The organism is Ruicaihuangia caeni, assembly GCF_029952955.1.
In the GTDB taxonomy this organism is placed as follows: domain Bacteria; phylum Actinomycetota; class Actinomycetes; order Actinomycetales; family Microbacteriaceae; genus Ruicaihuangia; species Ruicaihuangia caeni.
In genome coordinates this window covers 349,038-370,707 of sequence record NZ_JASATX010000002.1, presented here as the reverse complement: position 1 = coordinate 370,707, position 21,670 = coordinate 349,038, and the positions used below count along the sequence as shown (strand labels likewise).

At 69.5% G+C, this 21,670-nt stretch carries 18 protein-coding genes; 2 read left to right on the top strand and 16 right to left on the bottom strand.

Annotation, left to right across the window (positions count from 1 at the left end; genetic code table 11):
* Positions 1-54: 54 nt before the first annotated feature.
* The 10 genes from QF206_RS06830 to QF206_RS06785 all read right to left on the bottom strand — a co-directional run bounded on the left by QF206_RS06830 (position 55) and on the right by QF206_RS06785 (position 13,318).
* A complete protein-coding gene (locus QF206_RS06830; protein WP_281488459.1) occupies positions 55-1,251 on the bottom strand; it encodes an MFS transporter in 1,197 nt (398 codons plus the stop codon).
* A 151-nt stretch (positions 1,252-1,402) separates the two neighbouring features.
* Positions 1,403-2,194, bottom strand: coding sequence for a glucosamine-6-phosphate deaminase (gene nagB, locus QF206_RS06825; protein WP_281488458.1), 792 nt, complete (start codon positions 2,192-2,194; stop codon positions 1,403-1,405).
* A gap of 6 nt (positions 2,195-2,200) precedes the next feature.
* The gene (locus tag QF206_RS06820; protein WP_281488457.1) at positions 2,201-5,227 is read right to left on the bottom strand and encodes an FAD-binding and (Fe-S)-binding domain-containing protein; all 3,027 of its coding nucleotides are present in this window, start codon (positions 5,225-5,227) and stop codon (positions 2,201-2,203) included.
* Complete coding sequence (locus QF206_RS06815) at positions 5,224-6,567, bottom strand: hypothetical protein (RefSeq protein WP_281488456.1); 1,344 nt, start codon at positions 6,565-6,567, stop codon at positions 5,224-5,226. The genes QF206_RS06820 and QF206_RS06815 overlap by 4 nt, the downstream gene beginning before the upstream one ends.
* Complete coding sequence (locus tag QF206_RS06810) at positions 6,564-7,682, bottom strand: serine hydrolase domain-containing protein (RefSeq protein ID WP_281488455.1); 1,119 nt, start codon at positions 7,680-7,682, stop codon at positions 6,564-6,566. Before QF206_RS06810 ends, QF206_RS06815 begins: the two co-directional genes overlap by 4 nt.
* A 67-nt stretch (positions 7,683-7,749) precedes the next feature.
* Positions 7,750-8,916, bottom strand: coding sequence for an anhydro-N-acetylmuramic acid kinase (locus tag QF206_RS06805; protein ID WP_281488454.1), 1,167 nt, complete (start codon positions 8,914-8,916; stop codon positions 7,750-7,752).
* Entirely contained in the window at positions 8,913-9,839 is a 927-nt protein-coding gene (gene murQ / locus QF206_RS06800; protein WP_281488453.1) for an N-acetylmuramic acid 6-phosphate etherase, read from the bottom strand. Before murQ ends, QF206_RS06805 begins: the two co-directional genes overlap by 4 nt.
* A complete protein-coding gene (locus tag QF206_RS06795; protein ID WP_281488452.1) occupies positions 9,836-10,729 on the bottom strand; it encodes an ABC transporter permease in 894 nt (297 codons plus the stop codon). The genes murQ and QF206_RS06795 overlap by 4 nt, the downstream gene beginning before the upstream one ends.
* Positions 10,726-11,694, bottom strand: a complete 969-nt coding sequence (locus QF206_RS06790) for an ABC transporter permease (protein WP_281488451.1) — start codon at positions 11,692-11,694, stop codon at positions 10,726-10,728. Before QF206_RS06790 ends, QF206_RS06795 begins: the two co-directional genes overlap by 4 nt.
* Positions 11,695-11,764: 70 nt before the next feature.
* On the bottom strand, positions 11,765-13,318 hold the full coding sequence (locus tag QF206_RS06785; RefSeq protein ID WP_281488450.1) for an ABC transporter substrate-binding protein: 1,554 nt from the start codon (positions 13,316-13,318) through the stop codon (positions 11,765-11,767).
* A 193-nt stretch (positions 13,319-13,511) separates the two neighbouring features.
* Between QF206_RS06785 and QF206_RS06780 the strand changes: the two genes are divergently transcribed.
* Positions 13,512-15,230, top strand: a complete 1,719-nt coding sequence (locus QF206_RS06780) for an ABC transporter ATP-binding protein (RefSeq protein WP_281488449.1) — start codon at positions 13,512-13,514, stop codon at positions 15,228-15,230.
* On the top strand, positions 15,227-16,102 hold the full coding sequence (locus QF206_RS06775; RefSeq protein WP_281488448.1) for a MurR/RpiR family transcriptional regulator: 876 nt from the start codon (positions 15,227-15,229) through the stop codon (positions 16,100-16,102). Before QF206_RS06780 ends, QF206_RS06775 begins: the two co-directional genes overlap by 4 nt.
* A 14-nt stretch (positions 16,103-16,116) precedes the next feature.
* On the opposite strand, the gene QF206_RS06770 is transcribed toward QF206_RS06775, so the two are convergent.
* The 6 genes from QF206_RS06770 to QF206_RS06745 are packed head-to-tail and all read right to left on the bottom strand — an operon-like array spanning position 16,117 to position 21,516.
* Positions 16,117-16,887 carry an HAD family hydrolase gene (locus QF206_RS06770; protein WP_281488447.1) on the bottom strand — a complete coding sequence of 257 codons (771 nt, stop codon included), beginning with the start codon at positions 16,885-16,887 and terminating at the stop codon, positions 16,117-16,119.
* Positions 16,888-16,911: 24 nt separating this feature from the next.
* On the bottom strand, positions 16,912-17,790 hold the full coding sequence (locus tag QF206_RS06765; protein WP_281488446.1) for an NAD(P)-dependent oxidoreductase: 879 nt from the start codon (positions 17,788-17,790) through the stop codon (positions 16,912-16,914).
* Entirely contained in the window at positions 17,787-19,103 is a 1,317-nt protein-coding gene (locus tag QF206_RS06760; protein WP_281488445.1) for an aspartate aminotransferase family protein, read from the bottom strand. Before QF206_RS06760 ends, QF206_RS06765 begins: the two co-directional genes overlap by 4 nt.
* Entirely contained in the window at positions 19,084-20,469 is a 1,386-nt protein-coding gene (locus QF206_RS06755) for a hypothetical protein (protein WP_281488444.1), read from the bottom strand. Before QF206_RS06755 ends, QF206_RS06760 begins: the two co-directional genes overlap by 20 nt.
* Positions 20,453-21,166, bottom strand: a complete 714-nt coding sequence (locus QF206_RS06750; RefSeq protein WP_281488443.1) for a glycosyltransferase family A protein — start codon at positions 21,164-21,166, stop codon at positions 20,453-20,455. The genes QF206_RS06755 and QF206_RS06750 overlap by 17 nt, the downstream gene beginning before the upstream one ends.
* Complete coding sequence (locus QF206_RS06745; protein WP_281488442.1) at positions 21,163-21,516, bottom strand: cupin domain-containing protein; 354 nt, start codon at positions 21,514-21,516, stop codon at positions 21,163-21,165. Before QF206_RS06745 ends, QF206_RS06750 begins: the two co-directional genes overlap by 4 nt.
* Between the last annotated feature and the right edge of the window lie 154 nt (positions 21,517-21,670).

Genomic DNA, 21,670 nt, shown 5'->3' with positions numbered 1-21,670 from the left:
GTGCTCCGCGCACGCGGCTGGGCGGGACGCCCCCGGTCGGCCGCAGCTCTCGGTTCAGCGCAGGGCGCCGCGCATCACCCGACGGTCGGTGATGAAGGCCACCACTGCGCTGAGCGCGAGCAGCACCGCCGCGGGCCACGGCACGGCAATCGCTCCCCCGGCCTCCAGCACCGCGGCTCCCGCCAGCGCCCCCGTGCCGATTCCGACGTTGAACGAGGTCGTGAGGAAGGCCGACGACACGTCGCGCACCCGAGGCGAGGCCACCCGCAAGAGTCGCGTCTGCAGCAGCGTGGGCAAGAGGCCCATGGTCGCGCCCCACACGAGCGCAAGCACGAACACCGGCCACTGCCACGAGGCGGTCAGCGCGAGCGAGACGATCGCGCCACCGGCGACGATGATCGCCCCGACGAAGGTGCCGCTCGGGTACCGGCGGCCGATGGTGCCCGCGAGCAAGAGCCCCACTGCCCCGGCAAGCCCGTAGAGCAGCAGCACGGTCGGCACGGCCGCGGCATCCAGCGCTGGCACCTCGATGAGCCACGGCGCGATGTAGGTGTAGAACGAGTGCTGGCCGAGCATGATCAGGAGCGTCAGCACGCACACGACCACGACGGCGGGCAGGGTCGGGTCGCGGCGCACCGGGATGGCGATCTCGCCGGTGCGGAGCGGCACTCGGTGCTCCACCGGAGGAAGCAGCAGGCGCACGAGCACCGCGAGCACCGCGACGGTGACCGCCACCGAAGCGAACGCGAGGCGCCAGCCGAGCGCCTGCCCGAGCGCCGTGCCGAGCGGGACGCCCATGACGAATGCCGCGGTGCTGCCCATGTTAGTCACCGCGATGGCCTTGTTGAGCTGCGCACCGGTCACGAGTTGCACCGGGTATGCGCCGGCGACCGCCCAGAAGACACCGTGCGCGAGCCCCGCGATGACACGGGCCACGACGAGCACCGTGTAGTCGGGCGCGATCGCCGCGACCAGGTTCGAGGCGGCGAAGAGCAGCAGCACGGTCACGATGAGGGCGCGGCGCGAGTACCGGCGGGTGAGCGCGGTGAGCGGCGCGGCGCTCACCACGACGGTTCCCGCGAAGATCGTCACGAGCAGTCCGACCTGTGCCTGGCTCACGTTCAGCTCGCGAGCGATGTCGGGCAGCAGGCCGGTGGGCAGGAACTCGCTCACCGTGCAGCTGAAGATCGCTCCAGCGAGCACGAGAAGGGCCGGCCAGGGGAAGCCGCCGGTACGAACAGGCGCGGACATTGCCTTGCTTTCAGAGGACAGGGGAACGTTGTCGCCGTTCAAGCGGGATGCCGCGAGGCGCAGCATCCCTTCCAGCTTAAGACTCTGCTCGCCCGTCCTCTGCGCGCCTGCCCTCTGCGGGCGAGTGCTCAGTGCTGCATCGGAGTGCTTCTCAGACCGCTGCGCTGACCGCGCGCTCCGGCTTCGTGTTCCACGCGTGCCGGTAGTACTCCGTGTACTGCAGCTTGCTCGCGGCGGCCTCATCGATGATCACCGTGGCGTAGCGGTGGCCCTGCAGCACGGATGCCGGCATGACCGCTGCCATGGGGCCCTCCACCGCCGCGGCGATCGCGTCGGCCTTGTGCTCTCCCTGGGCGACCAGCACGACCTCGCGTGCGTCCATGATCGTGCCGAGCCCCTGCGTGAGGCACAGGGTCGGCACCTGGTCGAGCGAATCGAAGAAGCGGGCGTTGTCGGCCCGGGTCTGCGGTGCCAGCGCCTTCACGCGCGTGCGCGAGCCGAAGGATGATGTGGGCTCATTGAAGCCGATGTGCCCGTTGCTGCCGATGCCGACGATCTGCAGGTCGACGCCTCCGGCCTGCTCGATCGCCTCTTCGTAGGCGTCGCACGCCGAGTGGAGATCGGCCGCTCGGCCATCCGGCACATGCACGCGAGCGGGGTCCATCGACAGCCGCTCGACGACTTCACGGTGGATGACGCTGTAGTAGCTCTGCGGGTGCTCGAGCTCGATTCCGACGTACTCGTCGAGCGCGAAGCCGTGCGCCCGCGACATGTCGAGCTCGCCCCTCGCCACTGCGTGCGCGAGCTCGGCGTAGATGCCCAGGGGCGAGGACCCGGTAGCGAGGCCGATTGCGGCCGTCGGCTTCCGCCGCACGAGGTCGATGATCTTGCTGGCGGCGATGCGACCGATCTCGGCGGCATCCTCACAGATGACGATTTCCATTTCGAACTATCTTCCCCGATCGGTTCGTATTGGTCTGACAGGGCCCTGAGCCGGCCTGACGCCATCGCCGGCCACATCAGGGGCAGCAGAAGGCGTGGCGGATGCCGAGAGCGTAGCGACCGTCGCGGCGTCCACTCGCGCGTCGACCGTGCGCGTCGACTCTTCGAGCAGTTCGAGCACGTGCCGGTACGGCCTTCCCGTCGCACGGGTCATTCCCAACTCGCAGGTGCGGTTGCTCGACGCATAGGCCTCGAAGTCTTGCGCTGCGACAGTCGCGGCTTCGGGAGCCGTGGCGGCCGCGGTGAGCTCCGGATGCAGCAGGCCCCGGTCGCCCGCGAAGCCGCAGCACCCCCAATCGGCCGGCACCTCGACCTCGTCGGCGATGCGGGTGGCGATGGCAACCGTGCTTGCCGTGGTGCCGAGGCGATGCGAGGAGCAGGTGGGGTGCACGACCATCGACGCGATCGGCGAGGTGGCCTCGAGCTTCGGCAGCACGTGCTCGGCGACGAACGACACCGCATCGACCACGTTCAGCCCCGAGGCGCCGCCTGCGAGCGAATTCTCGCCGCCGGCACCGTCGTTCGCGGGATGCTCAGCGACGGGAGGCCCGGCAGCATCCGACGCGATCATCGCCATGAGTCCTTCAGTGCACGAAGACGCATCGCACACGACCGGGAGCGCGCCGCCCTCGGTCGCCTCGAACAGAGCGTCGAGCACGCGCTTCCGCATCGACTCGAAGCCGCGTGTGAACCCTTTCGATCGCCAGGGCGTGCCGCAGCAGAGGCCCTCGATCGCGTCGGGCACACGAACCGGCACGCCCGCGCGCTCACAGAGCTCGATCAACGCGCCCGCAGACCCCATGCCCCGCTCGCCGTCGCTCCCCTGCTCAGCGCCGAACATGGTGCCGATGCACGCGGCGAAGAACACAGCCACCGGCTTCTCGGCCTGCAGCGCCGAGCGCCTGGGACCGCCCGCTGGCATCGGTCGACGGTATTCCGGAACCCGTTCAGCGCCCAGCACCGACCTTGCAGCGCGACTGGCTCCGGTGACGAGCGGTTCGGGCATGCGATCGGCGACCGTCAATGCGGCCGATCCTGCACGCGCAACCCCTCCCCATCGGTGGGCGGCGCCCGACCACGCTGCCTGCTCCAGGCGTCCGACGCGCTCGGCGCGCAGACGCTTGACGAGGGCGCCGGTGTCGATGGCGACGGGGCACGCGGTCTGGCACATGCCATCGGCGGCGCAGGTCTGCTCGCCGTCGTACTCGTACTCGCGCTCGAGCTGCCGAACGAGGCGCTCATCACCGCGGTGCTCCGCTGCCGCCAGTTCGCGCCTGAGCACGATCCGCTGCCGTGGTGTCAGCGTGAGGTCGCGGCTCGGGCACACTGGCTCGCAGTAGCCGCACTCGACGCAGCGGTCTACCTCCTCCTCCACCGGCAACGCCGACTTCAGGTCGCGCACATGCGCGTCGGCGTGCTCAGTGATGATGACACCGGGGTTGAGCACTCCGCGAGGGTCGCAGAGCCGCTTGAGCTCGACCATGAGCGCGTACAGCTCGTCGCCGAACTGCTCCCGCACGAACGGCGCCATCATGCGACCCGTTCCGTGCTCGGCCTTCAGCGTGCCGCCTTCCGCCAGCACCAGCGCGACCAGTTCGTCGGTGAACGCCAGGTAGCGGTCGAGCCCCTCGTCGTCTCCGAACCGCTCGGTGAGCATGAAGTGGATGTTGCCGTCTTTCGCGTGACCGAAGATCACGCTGTCGCGGTACCCGTGACGGTCGAACAGCACGCTGAGCTCGCGGCAGGTGCGGGCGAGCGCCTCGGGCGGCACGGCGATGTCTTCGAGCAGCGCGGTGGTGCCCTGCGGGCGCGACCCGGCGACCGCCGCATAGAGACCCTTGCGGATGTGCCAGAGCGCGGCTCGCGCCGATGCGTCGCGCGTGAGCCGGGCGGGCACCGTCAGGGGCAGCGCGTCGAGCACCGGCTGCCCCGCGGCCACGAGCGCGTCGAGTTCACCGTCGGTGGCGGCTTGAAACTCCACCAGCAGGGCGGCGTGGTCGGCGACGGTGAACCCGCGCAGTCCTTCCTCGGCGAGCGTGTCGAGCTGGGCCACCCTGAGCGAAGCGGCGTCGAGCAGTTCGATCGTCGCGAAACCGGCCTCGATGAGCGCCGGCAGCGCCGAGGTGGCCGATTCCAGGTCATCGAAGTACAACAGCCCCGTCGCTGCATGCGGCAGCAGCGGAATGGTGCGCATGGTCGATTCGGCGACGAAGGCAAGGGTGCCCTCGCTGCCCACGACGACATGCGCGAGCATCTGCGCCGGCGTTTCGTGGTCGAGAAAGGCGTTGAGGCCGTAGCCCATGGTGTTCTTTCGGGCGAACTGCGTTCGCACCGACTCGGCGAGCGCGCGATCGCCGAGCAGTGTCTCGCGGATGCCGAGCAGCCCCCTGTAGAGCTCGGGCTCCTGCTCGCGCAACTGCTCGTCGGCATCCGGTCTGCTCGTGTCGATGACCGTGCCGCTCGGCAGCACGAGCGTTGCGGACTCGAGCGTGCGGTACGCGTTGTCGCGGATGCCGCACGCCATGCCGCTGGAGTTGTTGGCGATGACGCCGCCGATGGTGCAGGCGGCCTCGCTGGCAGGATCGGGACCCAGCTTCCGGCCGTGCCGTGCCAGCCAGGCGTTGGCCTGTCGCACGGTGGCCCCTGGCTGCACTCGCACGCGCCGACCCTCGTCGAGCACTTCGATGCGGCGGAAGTACCGGCGTGTGTCGATGAGCACGCCGTCGGTGACCGCCTGCCCGCTGAGGCTTGTGCCGCCCGACCGGAACGTGATCGGGGCATCGGCGGTCGCCTCGCTGAGCAGGCGTGCGACCTCCTCGATGGTCGACGCGCTCACCACCGCTTGCGGGGTGAGCAGGTAGTGCGAGGCGTCGTGCGCGAGCGCGAGTCGATCGGTCGCGCGGCTCCGCACGCGCCCGGGTGCGGCGGCTTCGAGCCGGTCGAGCAGAGCTGGGTCGGAGGCGGCGAGTGTCACTGTGGTCCTGGGCCTTTCGAGGCGGAGCGAGCGGCTGCGGTGGACGAAGAAGTCGTCGGCGCGGATGCCGGAGCGAGGAGCACGAGCACACAAGCGAGCGTGGCACCGACCGCGGTGAGCACGAACAGGCCGGTGCCCACTGAGCCGGGCACGAGCGCGATCGCTGCGACCGGGAGCAACGCTCCCCCGCCGGCTCCGCACGCGACGAGCAATCCGGTTATCCGTTCGGCCTGGACATCGCTGACCGCGGCGAGGCCCACGCCGAGGATCACGGCGTAGCACGGGGCCAGCGCCAGGATGGCGGCGCCGATGAGCAGCGCCGCGATGATCGGTTCCTCGACGACGCTGAACGCGGCTGCCGCCATGAGCACCGCCACGATCCCGAGGTTCGCAGCGGCGTAGCGCCGCGGGTCGCGGGCCGCCCGCAGCAGCAGCCATGCGATGCCGCGACCGAGGGCCATGAGCGCCCAGAACGCCGAAGTGCCGAGCGCGGCGTGGGCGGGAGTGAGCTCGAGAAGCTCGGACGCGAGCACAGCCGACCATCCTGAGACGATCGTCTCGATGCCGACGTAGAGCGCCAGGGCGACTGCGACCGACGCGAGCGCGATGGCCAGTCCCCGGCCTCCCCCGCCAGCGACAGCGGGCGATGCAGGGGCGGGCGGATGGGTTGCAGCGTCGAGGCCTGCTCCGCGGGCGGTTCCGCCAGGCGAGTGCACCGCGGCACGCATCGCGATGAGCCCCGCCGCCACGTGCACAGCGGCGACGGCTGCCAGCAGGAGGGCACGGGCGTCGAACGCAGCGAACACGACGATGAGAGGGCCAAGCGCGGCGACTGCGGCGACGGTCGCGGTGAGCGCCGTCAGCAACCGGGCGGCGCCGGCATCCGCGATGCGCTTGGCGACGATGCTGCCGCCGGCCTCGCCGAGGCCGAAACCGACGCCCGCGACGGCGGCGGCCGTGATGAAGAACGGCGGCTGACTGGCGGCGGCCATCGTCGCCAGTGCCACTGCTTGCAGCCCCGCACCGAGCGCCAGCGTACGAAGCGGCGTCAGTCGTGACGCGATCACCGTCGTGAGCAGCACGCCGAGCAGTAGGCCTCCGAATAGCGCCGGCACAGCAGGCAGATAGGCATCCATCGGCGTGGCCGCGGCAGCCGCGAGCGCGGGCAGCACTGCCGGCACCGAGGCGGCAGTGCCGCCGAGCCCGGCGAACGCGAGGAATACCGCGGCCGTCGAGACCCGCGGCGGCACGGCATCGGCGCTCACCGCCGGGCTTGCCCCGCTGCGCGTGCGCGATTCGGCCTGCTCTTCGTCGAGCTGGTCTCGTCGGTGTGCACTCATCGCACGGCCTCCGCATGCGTCGTGGCGAGGGCGCGGCCCACGGGCCGCCAGAGCTCGTCATGGCTCAGCGGCTCCACTTCGGGGGCGTGGAGCAGCCGGTTGGTGCCGACCGCCACGACGAGGTGCAGCGAGGGCACCAACGTCAGACTCGTGCCCGTGAACCCCGGATGCCAGAGCACCTCGACGCCTGTCTCGTCGATGGTCCGCCGACGCAGCCCTAGGGCTTGTGTCTCGTCGGGCCCAGCGCTGATGAAGGCGTCACGCACCGTCGCGCCGCACCAGGGGTCTTCGTGCAGCAACTCCCGGCCGAGCGTCAGCAGGTCGCTGATCGGCGCGAATAGACCGGCGTGGCCGGCAGCGCCCCCGAAGGCGTGGAAGGCGTTCCCGTCGTTCGCCTCGCCCACGAACAGCCGCTCACGCCACCCGCCGAACGACGTGTCGTCGTACGGCACGGGGTAGGGGTTCCGGGTGCGAAGCATCGTCTGCTCGGCGGCGTCGCCGAACGCACTGGCAGCCGCATCCCGTCTCATCTCATCGAGCACGAACGCCGTGCCGGTCATGCCCAGCGGTCGCAGCACGAGCGCGTCGAGCGCTTGCGGCAGACCGTCGCCCGTCACCTGCTCGATGACCATGCCGAGCACCATGAAGCCGAGATCGGAGTACCGATGCTCGCGGCCCGGCTCATAGCGCAGAGGCAGTTGCAGCACGGCGTGCCGCGGTTCGCGCGCCTCGCAGTACAGCGGCCACCACTCCCACATTCCCGCTCGATGCTGAAGCAGCAGGCGCGGGGTGATGTCGTCTTTGCCTGCCCCTCGAAACTGAGGCAGGATGCTGCGCACCGGGCGGTCGAGGTGGAGCAGCCCCTCGCCGGCAAGCGTCATCACTGCGGCGGTGGTCACAACCTTTGTGACGGATGCCAGATCGAATGGAGTGACGTCGAGCATCGGCGGTGCGCCCCCGCCGGTCGGGTCGTCACCACCCCTGCCGTAACCCTCGCCGCCAGGTTCCTGACCACCGCCGGAAGGCAAGCGCGTGCCACGCGCGACGACGGCCGAGCCGGCGCTGTTCGCCACTCCGACCACGGCGCCGGCCGGCCCACGAGTTCCGATGGGCATGCCCGAAGCGACGGCTTCGGCCAGGGCCGCCGGTTCCGATATCGCCGGGTTCAATTCAGACGCTCGCTCAGTGCGCCCGCAGCACCAGCGCCGCAGGCGCGATCGCTGCCGCGGGCACCACGAACCCCTCGCGTCCAGGGGTGAGCGCGCCCAGCACGCTCGCGCGGCCCGCCCCGGTGCAGCTGGGGACGATCGCCGGCACAGCGTGCAGTGACGCCCAGCCGAGCAGGGCGAAGGCGATCGCCTCCTTCTCTCCGGCCGGAGCACCGAACTCGTCGGTGCACCGAATCGTCACGCCCGGCAGCGCGTGCTCGAGCCGCTTCATGAGGTGCGGGTTGGCGCAGCCGCCACCAGAGGCCACGAGCGTGGTGACTCCGGCGCGCCGCACATCGGCTGCGACGGTTCGCGCAGTGAGTTCCGTGAGGGTGGCGACGAGATCGGCGAAGGGCACCGGTCGTCCGTACCGCTCGAGCGCGGTGTCGATGTAGTCGGGGCTGAAGAGCTCCTTGCCGGTGCTCTTCGGAACCGGCAGGCGGTAGTAGGGCTCTTCGAGCAGTTGCTCGAGGAGGGCTTCATCGATGGTGCCGGATGCCGCGATGGCGCCGTCGCGGTCGAAACCGTCGTCGATCCCGTTCGCAGTGACAACGGCGTCGATCAGCGCGTTCGCGGGTCCGATGTCGTACGCGTACGGCTCGGCATCCGGAGCGATCACCGTCATGTTCGAGATGCCGCCGAGGTTCAGCGCGGCCGCCGGCTCGCCCAGTCCACCGAGCAGCAGGGTGTCGAGGTACGAGACCAGCGGTGCCCCGTGCCCACCGGCGGTGATGTCGCGGATGCGCACATCAGCGAGCACCGAGATACCAGTGCGCTCCGCGATCCACGCGGGCTGACCGAGCTGGAGTGTGCCCAGCGCCCGATCGCCGTCGACCCAGTGGTACATCGTCTGGCCGTGCGAGCAGATGAGGTCGACCGCGCCGGCTGCTCCCTCGATCGCGCTCTCCGCTGCTGCTGCGAACGCCTGGCCGATCAGCGTGTCGAGTTCGCACACTTCGCGCATGGTCGTCTGCGCGGGCGGCAGCGCGTCGATGATCCGGCGGCGCAGATCGCCCGCGTAGGGCGTGCTGGCGGTGTGCTCGACGGTGCCGTGCAGCGTGTCTCCCTCGAGCCGGAAATCGACGATCGCGGCATCGATGCCGTCATGGGACGTGCCGGAGATCAGACCGAGAACCCTCACGCGCTTGCCTCCTGACCGCTCGCGATGGCGGCTTTCAACCTTCCACCGGCCGCGTCGAGGAGTTGAGCCGCCTGCTTCGCATCGACGCGGAGCTCGAGCATGAGCACGGCAAGCTTCACGCTTCCGCCGCACTCGGCGAGCGCGCTGAGCGCGCGGTCACGAGTGCTGCCGGTGATGGAGGTGATGATGCGCACGCTTCGCTCGCGCAGCTTCGAGTTGGTCGCGACGAGGTCGACCATGAGGTTGCCATACGTCTTGCCGAGCCCGACCATGCTGATGGTCGAGAACATGTTGAGCACCATCTTCTGGGCGGTACCGGCCTTCAGCCGAGTCGAGCCGGCCACGAGCTCCGGTCCGACGATGACTTCGATGGACCGCTCCGCGACCGCGCCGAGTTCGGTGTCGGTATTGCAGGACAGCCCGGCGGTGAAGGCGCCGAGCTCTCGAGCGCGACGCACCGCCGCGATCACGTACGGGGTGCGCCCGCTCGAGGCGATGCCGATCACGCTGTCGAGCGGCCCGACCCCTGCCGCATCGACCGCGGCCGCGCCTTCGTCTGCGTCGTCTTCCGCGCCCTCGACCGCTGAGACGATCGCGGTCGCGCCACCGGCGATGAGCGTGATGACCTGATCGGGGTCGGTGCCGAACGTGGGCGGGCACTCGGATGCGTCGAGCACGCCGATTCGTCCCGGGGTCCCGGCACCCACATAGATGAGCCGGCCTCCCTGACGCATGCGGGCGACGACCTCCTCGATCGCCGCGGCGATGTCGGGCACGGCTCGCTTCACCGCGGTCGCGACCTCGGCGTCGAGCTCGTTCATCAGCGCGGTCAGCTCGAGCACCGTGAGTTCGTCGATGCGAGCGAAACGCGGGTCGGCGAGCTCGGTGACGAGGGTGTCGAGACCGGAGACGGCCTGGGTCATTTGGTTCCTCTGTTCCTCGGGTCGAGCGCATCGCGCAGGCCGTCGCCGAGCAGGTTGAGCCCGACGACGAGCAGGATGATGACGGCGCCTGGCGCGAACATGGTCCACGGCGCGAAATTGACGAGTGTGCGGGCCTCGAAGATCATGGCGCCGAGCGATGCCGCGGGCGGCGGCGTGCCGAGCCCGAGGAAGCTGAGCGACGCCTCGGTGAGCACCGCCCACGACAGCGAGAGCGTGATCTGCACGATGACGATGGCGCCGATATTGGGAAGGATGTGCTGCCAGATGATCGCGAAGCGACGCATGCCGACCACGGTCGCGGAGCGGACGAAGTCGGCTTCGCGGAGCGACAGCACCGGGCCCCTGGCCACGCGCACGAAGATCGGAGCGTAGACGATCGCGATCGCCACCGCGATCGTGAACCAGGTGCGGTCGAACGCCGAGGCGAGCGAGAGCGCAAGCAGCAGCGGCGGGAATGCGAACAGCACATTGGTCACACCGCTGATCGAGCGGTCCGACCAGCCGCGGAAGAACCCGGCGATGAGCCCGCCCGCAGTGCCGATGATGGCGGCGAATGCGACCGCCACGACTGAGATCAGCAAAGAGTTGGCGACGCCCGACGCCGTGCGCGAGAGGATGTCGCGACCGAACTGATCGGTGCCGAACCAGTGCTCGCCCGACGGGCCCTGCAGGCGCACTTCAGGGCGCTGCGCGATGGGGTCGAACGGAAGCAGGTTGAAGACGGAGAGCAGCCCGAGCGTCACGACCGCTCCGGTGAGCAGCAGTCCGATCAGCCCGCTGGGGCTGCGAAGGATGCCGGCGAGCACCGAGCCCCGGCCCTTCGCGGGCGCCTGCAGCGCCGTGGTGTCGACGGTGACCTCGGCGCTCATTGCGCACGCACCCTGGGGTCGATGACCCGGTAGAGCAGGTCGGTGAGCAGGTTGATGATCACGAAGCTGAGTGCGATGACGAGCACGGTGCTCTGTACCACGGCGTACTCCTTCTGCTGGATGCCGATGAGCACCTGCCGGCCGATGCCGGGAATGGAGAAGATCTGCTCCACGACGACCGCGCCCCCGAGCAGGTAGCCGAACTGCAGACCGGTCATCGTGACGATCGGCACGAGCGCGTTGTGCAGCACGTGCTTCAACTGCACACGGACCGGACCCGCGCCCTTGCTGCGCGCTGTACGGACGAAGTCCATGGAGCGCACCTCGAGCAGGGCTGAGCGAGCGGTGCGCATGATGGGCGCCGCCAGGCCGAAGCCGAGCACGAGGGCCGGCATCAGCATCTGCTGCAGGTTCAGCCACGGATCTTCGGCGAAGCTCGCGAAGCCGCGAGCGTTGGGGTTGTAGCCGAGCATGGACGCCGAGAGCGCGAGCATGGTCGAGCCGAGCAGGAATGCCGGGATCGACAGGCCGGCGAGGCCGACCGTCTGACCGAACGCGTCACGGAGCGAGTTGGCGCGCGAGGCCGAGAGCATGCCGAGCGGCACGCCGATGAGCAGGCCGATGATGATCGAGAGCACGGCCAGCTCGAAGGTGATCGGCAACGAGTCGGCCGTCATCTCGAGCACCGACTGGCGCGACCGTGACGAGTAGCCGAGGTTGCCCGTCACGACATTGCCCAGCCACGAGAAGAACTGCACGACGAGCGGTTGATCCAGGCCGTAGTACGCCTCGAGCGCCGCTCGCTGGGCGGGAGTCAGCGCGGCGGCCTCGATGCCCAGCGTGGCGCTGATCTGGTCGCCGCGAGTCGCGCGCAGCATGACGAAGACGAGCACGGCCACCCCGAGAAGGGTGAGCGCCGCTTCTGCCAGCTTTCGGGCGATGGGGTGGCGGGTGATGGTTCTCATGGTTCCAACCGGGGCTCCCCGGTGCCGTCTGTGGAGTCGTCAGACGGCACCGGGTTCGCCGGATCTCGGGTCAGTTGCTGACCGTGGTGGAGCGGAGGTTCTGCAGCGACCCGTTGGCCATCGGCGTGAAGCCGTCGACCGTGTCGGTCGTCGCGGTGTAGGTGTAGCTGGTGAACAGCCAGATCCACGCCGCGTTGTCCTCGAGGTGCTGCGAGATCTCGTCGTAGATCGACTTGCGCTCGTCGGCGTCCATGGTCGCCTTGCCCTCAGCGAAGAGCGCGTCGAGCTCCGGCGAGTTGTAGCCGGCGACCTGGTTGAGGTTGCCCGTGCTCGGGAAGTAGCGGCCGTACATGCCGTCGGGGTCAGGACGCCCGCCGTTGAGCGCGACAGCGGCCTCGAAGTCGGCCGCGATCCAGCGGTCGACGTACGCGCCCGCCTCGAGCACCTCGAGGTCGAGGGTGATGCCGGCCTCCGCGAGCTGCGCCTGCAGGTTCTGCGCCTCGTTCACGGAGGTGGCGTACGAGCCCTGCGACACGATGGTCTTCACGGTGACGCCGTCAGCCATGCCCGCCTTCGCGAGGTACTCCTTGGCCTTGTCGAGGTCGCGTTCGGGGCACGGGCGCGCCTCGGGGTCGGACTTGAACGCGGGTGACGTGATCGGGCCGGTCACTTCGCCTTCGCCGAGGGCGGCGGTGTCGAGCACCTGCTGCCGGTCGATCGCGCACTGCATCGCGAGGCGCACGTTCACATCGGTGAGCGCACCCTTCGTCGCGTTGAGCTGCAGCGCGTGGTAGCTCAGCTGCGGGGTTCCCACGACCGAGATCCCGGAGCCCTCCGCGGTCTTCGCGACGAGCGGGTCGTTGAGCACCGCGAACTGCACATCACCCGACTGCAGCGCCGACACGATCGACGTCTCGTCGGCGATGATGCGGAACTCGAGCGAGGAGAGCGATGCGGCGTCGCCCCAGTAGTCCTCGTTGGCCTCGAGCTTGATCGACTGGTTGGGCGTGCGGTCGACGTAGACGAACGCGCCGGTGCCGTTCGGCTCGGTGTTGAGGTCCTCCTCGGTGTCGTCGGAGGAGAGCATCGCCACGTTGACGTTGGCGAGATTCGCCATCAGACCGGCATCCGGCGCCGACAGGGTCAGCGTCACCGTGAGCGGGTCGACGACCTCCACGTCGGTCACCGAGCCGATGCTCGCCGCTGCCACCGCGGCGGTCGCCTCGTCGCGGATGAGGTCGAGCGAGTGCTTCACATCGTCGGCGTCGAACTCGCTGCCGTCGTGGAAGGTCACGCCGTCGCGCAGCGTGAGCGTCACCTGGGTCCCGTCTTCCGACGGCTCCCACTTCTCGGCAAGGCCGGGCACGACGTTGAGCTCATCGTCGAACTGGGTGAGGGTGCCGTAGATGTTCTCGAGCACGTTGACGGCCTGGAACTGCGTGGCCTTCCAGGGGAAGAGCGTGTCGGGGTCGGCCGTGATCGCGGCGACCAGCGTGCCGGAGCCGCTCGTCGACTGGGGGTCAGGCTCATTTGCGCTGGAACACCCGGTGACCATCAGCGCGAGCGCTGCCGGGCCCGCGAGAATGGCGAGACCAGCTCGCTTCCGGGATGGGCGAAACGTCATTGTTACCTCCGCTATCGAATGGTTCGTCGCAGAACGACATCGGTACGGTGCAAGGCGGCAGTACCGAACTGAAAGGCACGTTAGCGCAAATAATTTTCCCGATCTACTGTTTTCTTGTAATTCTTTTTCCTATCCTTGGGTGACCGTCCCGAGTGACACGGTTCACGCGACTGAAGAGAGATAAGGGCCGCCGATGACGTCGACCACGCAAGACACGACCGCCAAGAGCACAGCGCTCGGCGCCGCGGGTCCGCTGCTGACCATCGACGACCTGAGCGTGGAGTTCGCGATGGGCGGCTCGACGGCATCCGCCATCCGCGAGGTCCGGCTCGAGGTCCACCCGGGTGAGGTCGTCGCTGTCGTCGGCGAATCGGGCTCGGGAAAATCGGTGACCTCGCTCTCGGTGCTCGGCCTTCTGGCCTCCAACGCGCGGGCGAACGGCAGCATCCGGTGGCGCGGACGCGACCTGCTGGGCTCCAAGGAGAGCGAGCTGCGTTCGCTGCGCGGCGAGGAGATCGCGATGATCTTCCAGGAGCCGATGACCGCGCTGAACCCGGTGCACACCGTCGGCGCACAGATCATCGAAACGCTGAGACTGCACCGGCCGCTGTCGAAGGCCGAGGCCCGCAAGCGGGCGATCGAGCTGCTCGGCATGGTCGGCATCCCCTCCCCCGAGACTCGTGTCGACCACTATCCCCACCAGCTCTCAGGCGGACAGCGCCAGCGCGCCATGATCGCCATGGCGATCTCGTGCGAGCCGAAGCTGCTGATCGCCGATGAGCCGACCACCGCGCTCGACGTGACCGTGCAGGCCGAGATCCTCGAGCTCCTTCGCTCACTGCGCGAGCGGCTCGACATGGCGATCCTGCTCATCACGCACGACATGGGGGTCGTCGCCGACCTCGCCGATCGGGTCGTGGTCATGCGCAACGGCGAAGTGGTCGAGGAGGCCGAGGTGCACCGACTGTTCGAAGCGCCCCAGCACGAGTACACGCAGGCGCTGCTCGCGGCGGTTCCCCACCTGGGCCAGACCCTGCAGACGAACGAGCGCGACGCCTCTCCGGATGCCGGCACCGCATCCCGCGATGCGGCGACCGAGCCGGCGCTCGTGCTCGAGAACATCGTGGTCGAGTACCCGGGATCGCGCGGCAAGGAACCGTTCCGAGCGATCGACGACGTGTCGCTCACCGTTGCCGCCGGCGAAGTGGTGGGACTCGTCGGCGAGTCGGGGTCGGGCAAGTCGACGCTCGGGAACTGCGCCGTCGGGCTGGTGCCGGCGGCATCCGGACGGATCCTGCTGCACGGCACCGACGTGACCGCGCTTTCGCCGGCGAAGTTCCGGCCGCTCCGCCGCGATATCGCCATGGTGTTCCAAGATCCGGGCTCCTCGCTCGACCCGCGGCGCTCGATCGGTGACAGCATCGCCGAACCCATGCGCGTGCACCGCACCGCTCGCGGCGCCGAACTGGATCGACGCGTCGGGGAACTGCTCGACCGCGTTCGCATTCCCGCGGCTTGGCGCAACCGCTACCCGCACGAGCTGTCTGGCGGCCAGCGCCAGCGGATCGGCATCGCGCGAGCCCTCGCGCTCAAGCCGAAGCTCCTGGTGGCCGATGAGCCGACATCCGCGCTCGATGTCTCGGTGCAGGCTTCGGTGCTCGACCTCATCCGTGAGCTGCAGAGCGAGCTGCGCTTCTCCTGCCTGTTCATCACGCACGACCTGGCAGTGGTCGAGCTGCTCGCGGACCGCATCGCCGTCATGCGCAGCGGCCGACTCGTCGAGCTGGGAACCACGCAGGAGATCCTGCGCGCTCCCGAAGAGGAATACACTCGTCGCCTGATCGCATCTGCCCCGGTACCCGACCCGGTCGAGCAGCGAATGCGCCGAGAAAGGCTGGTGCTCGCACCGTGACCGATTCCCGCACCCTGTTCGTGCGGATCCGCGCTGCGGTGCCCTCGCTGCGCCCATCCGAGCGGCGCATCGCCGAGTTCGTTCTCGAGCATCCTGAGCAGGCCGCGTCGCTCTCGATCACCGATCTCGCGGAGGCGTGCTCGACGTCGACGACGACCGTCGTGCGCTTCACGAAGAGGCTCGGGTACGACCACTACCGCGAGCTGCGCATCGACCTCACGCGTGAATCGACTCGCGAGACCCTCGAGCGCAATGCGCCGCCCGAGATGTCGAGCGACATCAACCGCACCGACACGCTGCCCGACATCATCGCGAAAGTGGCGATGAACGAGACGCTCTCAATCGGCGACACCGCGCAGGCGATCGATGTCGTAGCGCTCGAAACCGCCATCAGTGCGTTGGCCGGCGCCTCGCGCATCGATATCGTTGGCGTGGGCGCGAGCGCGTTCGTGGCCGCCGACCTGCAGCAGAAGCTCATCCGGATCGGCTTCGCGGCGTTCGCCTGGCGCGATGCGCACTCCGCGTGGACCGCGGCCTCACTGCTGGATGACAAGGCCGTCTGCATCGCCATCTCGCATTCGGGAACCACGATCGACACTGTGAATGCACTCCGCATCGCAAAGGAGTCGGGCGCGACCACCATCGCCATCACGAACTTCGGCGGGTCGACGCTCGGCGAGGAGGCCGACATCCTGCTGACGACAGCCGCTCGCGAGACGCAGTTCCGCTCGGGAGCGCTCGGCAGCCGCATCGCGCAACTCATGGTGGTCGACTGCCTCTTCATCGGCGTCGCCCAGCGCGCGTACGACGAGTCGCTCTCGGCCCTGCACCGCACCTACCGCGCGGTGCAGAGCCGCAAGCTCGACGCCTGAGCACCAAGGGCCTCTCAGCGGCCGGAACCTCCATGCCGTGGTGCATCGAGAATCGCTCGAAGCATCACCGCGAGCTCCCCAGCGCTTCCGGCGACCGCCTCGGCCCCGGCCTCGGTGAACCCGCCGGCGCCCTGATGGTCGACCGCCCACACCCGGCATCCGGCAGCGACCGCCGCCGTGACGCCCACAACGGTGTCTTCGATCGCCAGCACGCGGTCGGCAGGATGCCTGAGCAGTGACACCGCACGCCGATACACCTCGGGGTGAGGCTTGCCGTGCGTGCAGTCCGCACCCGTGATGATGCCGGCGAACGTGTGAGCGAGCGGGCCGAGCAGCGCATCGACCACATGCGGCGGCGCACTCGTCGCCACAGCCAACGGCAGCGCCGCGGAGAGGTCGTCGAGCACTGGACTCAATTGCGGGAAGACGAGGTCGACGCCTCTGCTGCGCTCGAGGAAGCGCTCGTGCAGTCCGGCGACGATCGCGTCGATCTCGGCCGGGGGCAGACGATGCCCCAGCACTTCACCCAGCACATCTCGCGAGCGCCGCCCCGTCGCCCCTGGCGCGAAGGCGCGCAGCTCATCCCACGGCGCATCGCGCACGAAGTCGAGCCACACGCCACGGTGCACCGACGGGGTGTCGACGAGCACGCCGTCCATGTCGAACACGATCGCGTCGATCGCCTCGAGCCCCGCCACTTCCGCGAGCCCGCCCCCGTGCATCTCCCCCTCGTGCACGGCAGAGACGGGAAGCAGTCCCTGTCCCTCATCCGCACGCTCACGCATCGCGACTCCCGACACCGTGTCGCCTCACGCCTCGGCAGGCACGGCGCCGGCGGAGCGCCGGAGCTCACCGTACACAGCCGTGTAGTCGGCATCCGGATCGTGCTTCGCCGCCCGTGCGAACAACCCGGCGAGCGCGGGCGCGACGGCCAGCCCTGCCTCGGCCTGCTCGTTGAGCACCGACAGCAACGCGAGGTCCTTCGCCGCCAGACGCAGGGCGAACCCCGCCTCCTCGGGCGGCTGGAGCATGGTGCGGCCGATATCAGCCAGCCCGACCCCACGGCCGCCGGTCGCACCGAGCGCGTCGAGGAAGACCTCCTGGTCGACCCCGAGGCGGTGCAGCAGCGTCATCGCCTCAGCCATGGCCGCGACCTGTGCTGTGAACAACTCGTTCGCCGCGAGCTTCGCTGCGTGTCCCGCGCCGGTCTCACCGAGGAAGAAGCAGCGCTTGCTCACGAGTTCGGCGACCGCGGCGAGGTCGCTGCCTTGGGGGCAGCCGAGCAGCAGGAGCAGCGATCCGGTGCGTGCCAGGGGCGGGTTGCCGAGCACACCGGCATCGGCGTAGTCGATTCCGGATGCCGCGAGCTCTGCGGCGACGCTTCTGCTGACGGTCGGGTCGCTCGTCGTGAAGTCGAGGACGCCGCGCACAGTACCGTCAGCGGCGAGGATCGCGTCGACGGCCTGGCGTACTTCGGTGGGCCCGGGCAGGAACAGGAACACCCAGTCGGCCGCAGTGCACAGCTCCGAGATGGATGCTGCGACGGGACGCCCGGCATCCCGCGCTCGCGCGCGCGTCGACTCGAGCGCGTCGTACTCGATGGTGTCGCGCCCGCTCTCGAACAGGAAACGCGCGACGCCGCCGCCCATCGCGCCGAGGCCGACGATGCCGATGCGCCCGCCGATCATGCGAACTCACCCGCCTCGGCCATCTCGCCGATCTGCTCGGCGATGGTGTCGAGCGCGCCGAGCCACTCGGCCTCGTCGATCACGAGCGGCGGCATGAGGAGAAGGGTCGAGGTGTACGCGGAGGGCTCGGCGAAGATGCCGCGCTGCAGCAGCCGGCGGGTGAGGGTCTCCATCGGCGGCCGCGGCAGCGGATCGCCCGACTCGTCGGTGAACTCGATGCCGAGCTCGAGCCCGATACCGCGCACGGCGGCGATACTCGAGTGCGCGTCAACGAGGGGTCGCAGGCGCTCCAGCGCCAGCTCTCCGAGGTGACGGGCTCGCAGCGCGAGCTGCTCGTCCTCGAGCACGTCGAGCGAGGCGGTGGCGGCTGCGCAGGCGAGCGGCACCCAGCCGAAGGTCGACGAGAACCCGGGGCCCGACACGGCGTCGGCGAGTTCACTCCGCATGAGGGCGCCGGCCATGGGAACGGCTCCTGAGGTGAGCGCCTTGGCGACGACCACGATGTCCGGTTGCAGCCCCCAGTGCTCGAACCCGAAGGTGTGGCCCATGCGGCCGAAGCCGGTACCGACCTCGTCGATGATCAGCAGCGCCCCAGCCTCGCGCGCCGCCGCTTGCACGGCCTGGTAGAACTCGCGATCACCGTGGATCACTCCGGGGTTGGTGAAGGCGGGTTCGAGCAGAATCGCCGCGGGCGGCGGGCCGCTGAGCAGCGCCTCGCGCACCAGGGCAGCGTAGTCGCGGCCGTTCGCGCGCAGCATGTCGGGAATCGGCGCGTGCCGGTGGAACTGAGAGGTCGGCACGTCGACGCCCTGCACCTGGGGCACACCCCCCGCCTGAAGCGCACCGAGCGTTCCGCCGTGATACGCCTCGGTGAACCCCACGGTCGCCTGCCGACCGGTGGCACGACGAGCCACCTTGAGCGCCGCTTCGACGGCTTCGCTGCCCGTCGCGCCGCTCAGGGCTTTGAACTCGCCGTCGACACCGGAAGCGGTCGAGAGCATGCCGCTGAGACGTTCGGCGACGCGCGAGCGGGCATCGTGTGTGCACCACGGCGGCGCGAACGCCAGTTCCTTCGCCTGTTCCACAACCGCGGCGACGATGCGAGGGTGGTTCCAGCCGGCGTTCGCGACGTTCCAGCCAGAAGTCAGATCGAGCACGCGCCGGCCGTCCTCATCGATCAGGTGCGCGCCCTCTCCGCTTCGCACTGCGAGCGGGATGCGGGTGGTCGGTCTGGCGACGAAACGGCGGTCGCGATCTGCGAGCCGTCGTGAGATTCCGTCGAGCGCGTGGACATCATCGAGCACGGTGGTCATCGTGCACCTTCCTCATCTGTGACTGGTCGGTCAGTGGTCGTTCGGTCTGTGGTCGTTCGGTCAGTGGTCGTTCGGTCTCGGTCGCGTGTCGTTGCGCTGGCCGTGTGGCCCCGGCACCGGTCGCGGCCACAACCGCGAGCGCGGCGAGCGAGACGAGACCGGCGCAGCCGAGCGACCAGGCCGCAGCGCCGGCCCCGGCCGCATCGATGAGCGCCCCCATGACGGGCCCGCCGAGTGCTGCGCTCAAGGCTTTCGCAAGCGATGCCGCCGTCGCCTGGCGGAGCGCCGCCACCGCTTCTGAGGCGAGCGACGCGACCATGGTCACTTGCGCGCTCGCCCAGAACGCGACGGCGAGGGCGTAGACGGCGATTCCTGCGCCCCGCACCAGCGGCTCGGACGAGACGACGATGAGCATCCAGGCGGCGACGAGTGCCGTGAGCGACGCCGCATACGCAGCGATCGGGGTGAGTCGTCTGCGCAGCGCGTGAACGATGAGGAAGGCAGGGACCTCGAAGACGGCGAGCGCCATCAACGTGACGAACGGCAGCGATGGCACCACGAGCCCGAGCTCAGCGGCCGCCGTCGACGAGAACAACGTCAGCACGAACGCCGAGACCGGCACAGGCAACCCGATGATGACGAACAGCACGATGCGCCCGCTGGGCGGTACTTGGGTGCGGCGCGCGGCGGTGGTGGCAGCGGTGCGGGAGAGCGCGAGCGCTGCGAAGCAGGCGGCCGCTACCGCGAACGCTGCCGCGGGCGCCGCTATGCCGAATGCGGTCGTCGCCATGGCGAGGCCGGCGATCCAGCCGATCGAACCGAAGACTCGGATGCCGGAGTAACCCGCGAGACGTCGAGCGCGCTGGAGCCGCGCTGACAACAAGGGCTCCACTCCGCCGGCCGAGAAGCCGAAGACGACCAGCACGCTCGCGAAGAGCAGCGGCAGCACGAGTTCCGCGGGGCTCGATGCGGTCGCGGCGGGTGCCGTCGCGATGACGGCCAGCGCGGCGCAGGCGCTCGCGGCGAGGAATCCAGCGACACGCATTCCCCGCCCGGGTGCCCGGTCATCCATCCGGCCCCAGAGGGGCGCCCCCGCGACTCCTGCGAGCGTTGACGCGGCGAGGGCCGCGCCCGTGAGCGGCGCAGGCGTTCCCCATACGAGCATCAGGTGAGCGCTGCCGGGCACGGCGATCGCCATGCCCGCGAAGAGAGCCGCGAAGCCGGCGCGATGCCCGTGGTCGCCGGCCGTCGGCCGCTCGATGGCTCGCGCCGGCACCAGCGCGGAGGCGGGCGAAGCCGACACGTCCCGCTGCTGCGCAGCGCCGCGCACGGGCTCCGGTTCGCCCGACTCAGTAGGCGCGGTCACGGGTGATCTTCGTCAATTGCAGGCCCGACTCGTCGCAGAGGTAGTCGTAGCCGACGGATTGGTACTCGGCATCCGGGTCGACGGACTGGTAGCGCTCCATGCGTGCGCGGCGGTCATCGGCATGCAGCATCTTCAGGTGGTAGAGGTCGAAGTCGACCTTCTGGATGCGGTCGGTGCCGTGGCACTGCATCGGATACCACTCGCCATGCCACTGCGCGGGGTCGAACTCGTGGTCGTCGCCGAGATTTCGGAACACGGCCGCCTTGCGCTTGAGACCCCAGAGTCCGTCGCTGCGGTAATGATCGGGCTCATCCCACACCTCGCGCAGGGCGAAGTCGAGCACGTCAATGCCGTGCCGGTCGGCGTCGGCGAGCAGTTGCGGCATCCGCTCCCAGAGTCGCCGTTCAGGCCGCTCGTCGGCGTCGAAGGCGATGAACCACTCGCCCTTCAGCTCCTGGCCCGCTCGCACCAGGCGCTCGCGATTGAGGGGCTCGTTCCAGCCGACCTTTTCGGCCGGGTCGACGGTGAGCAAGCGCGTGACGCACGGCGCTGCCCGCAGCAGCTCTCGTGAGGCGTCGGTGCTGCCGTCGTCGAGCGCCACCACGGCGTCGACCTGCGAGCCGACGCGGTCGAGCCAACCGGCGAGGTAGCGAGCGTCGTTGAAGACGGCCAGGAGCGCGACGAGGCGCGGGGTCATACGAAGGTGGGGTCGCTGAGCGGTGTACGACGAGCGGATGCCGCTTCGACCGCCACGAGCCTGGTTCCCGCCTGCGTGCTCACCCGGTGCGCCTCCCCTGCGCTGATGAGCGCCACATCGCCGCTGCGGAGCGTGGTGGGGCCGTCGATCGTGTCGACAGTGCAGGCGCCCTCGATCACCACGAGCAGTTCGTCGCTGTCCTGCGAGTGCCAGGCTCCGTCGAGCTCCCCGCCCCCGCTGTGGATGACGGTGCCGGTGTTGAGATGCCCGATGAGCGCGTTCGTCCACGCGGGAAGCGCAGTGGGCGGCGACTGCGCGATGCTTTCGCCGACATTGAGAATCGTGGCCATGAGTTCCCCCTCGAACTGTGACTGGACCCCGCTGTTGGAACGTTGCCGGAAGCGACTTCCGTGACCGTTGCCGAAGACCCCAGGTATTTTTTGTACCAGCAGAAACCCTAGCAGGGCAATGATTCACCATCGAGGCCTCGGCCGCCCCTCCGAG

Excerpts from the sequence above, each read along its gene's own strand:
- QF206_RS06830 (WP_281488459.1), bottom strand. The coding sequence starts at position 1,251 with ATGTCCGCGCCTGTTCGTACCGGCGGCTTCCCCTGGCCGGCCCTTCTC.
- murQ (WP_281488453.1), bottom strand. The coding sequence starts at position 9,839 with ATGACCCAGGCCGTCTCCGGTCTCGACACCCTCGTCACCGAGCTCGCC.
- QF206_RS06795 (WP_281488452.1), bottom strand. The coding sequence starts at position 10,729 with ATGAGCGCCGAGGTCACCGTCGACACCACGGCGCTGCAGGCGCCCGCG.
- QF206_RS06760 (WP_281488445.1), bottom strand. The coding sequence starts at position 19,103 with ATGACCACCGTGCTCGATGATGTCCACGCGCTCGACGGAATCTCACGA.
- QF206_RS06750 (WP_281488443.1), bottom strand. The coding sequence starts at position 21,166 with ATGACCCCGCGCCTCGTCGCGCTCCTGGCCGTCTTCAACGACGCTCGC.
- QF206_RS06785 (WP_281488450.1), bottom strand. The coding sequence starts at position 13,318 with ATGACGTTTCGCCCATCCCGGAAGCGAGCTGGTCTCGCCATTCTCGCG.
- QF206_RS06745 (WP_281488442.1), bottom strand. The coding sequence starts at position 21,516 with ATGGCCACGATTCTCAATGTCGGCGAAAGCATCGCGCAGTCGCCGCCC.
- QF206_RS06770 (WP_281488447.1), bottom strand. The coding sequence starts at position 16,887 with ATGCGTGAGCGTGCGGATGAGGGACAGGGACTGCTTCCCGTCTCTGCC.
- nagB (WP_281488458.1), bottom strand. The coding sequence starts at position 2,194 with ATGGAAATCGTCATCTGTGAGGATGCCGCCGAGATCGGTCGCATCGCC.
- QF206_RS06790 (WP_281488451.1), bottom strand. The coding sequence starts at position 11,694 with ATGAGAACCATCACCCGCCACCCCATCGCCCGAAAGCTGGCAGAAGCG.
- QF206_RS06815 (WP_281488456.1), bottom strand. The coding sequence starts at position 6,567 with ATGAGTGCACACCGACGAGACCAGCTCGACGAAGAGCAGGCCGAATCG.
- QF206_RS06780 (WP_281488449.1), top strand. The coding sequence starts at position 13,512 with ATGACGTCGACCACGCAAGACACGACCGCCAAGAGCACAGCGCTCGGC.
- QF206_RS06810 (WP_281488455.1), bottom strand. The coding sequence starts at position 7,682 with ATGCCCATCGGAACTCGTGGGCCGGCCGGCGCCGTGGTCGGAGTGGCG.
- QF206_RS06765 (WP_281488446.1), bottom strand. The coding sequence starts at position 17,790 with ATGATCGGCGGGCGCATCGGCATCGTCGGCCTCGGCGCGATGGGCGGC.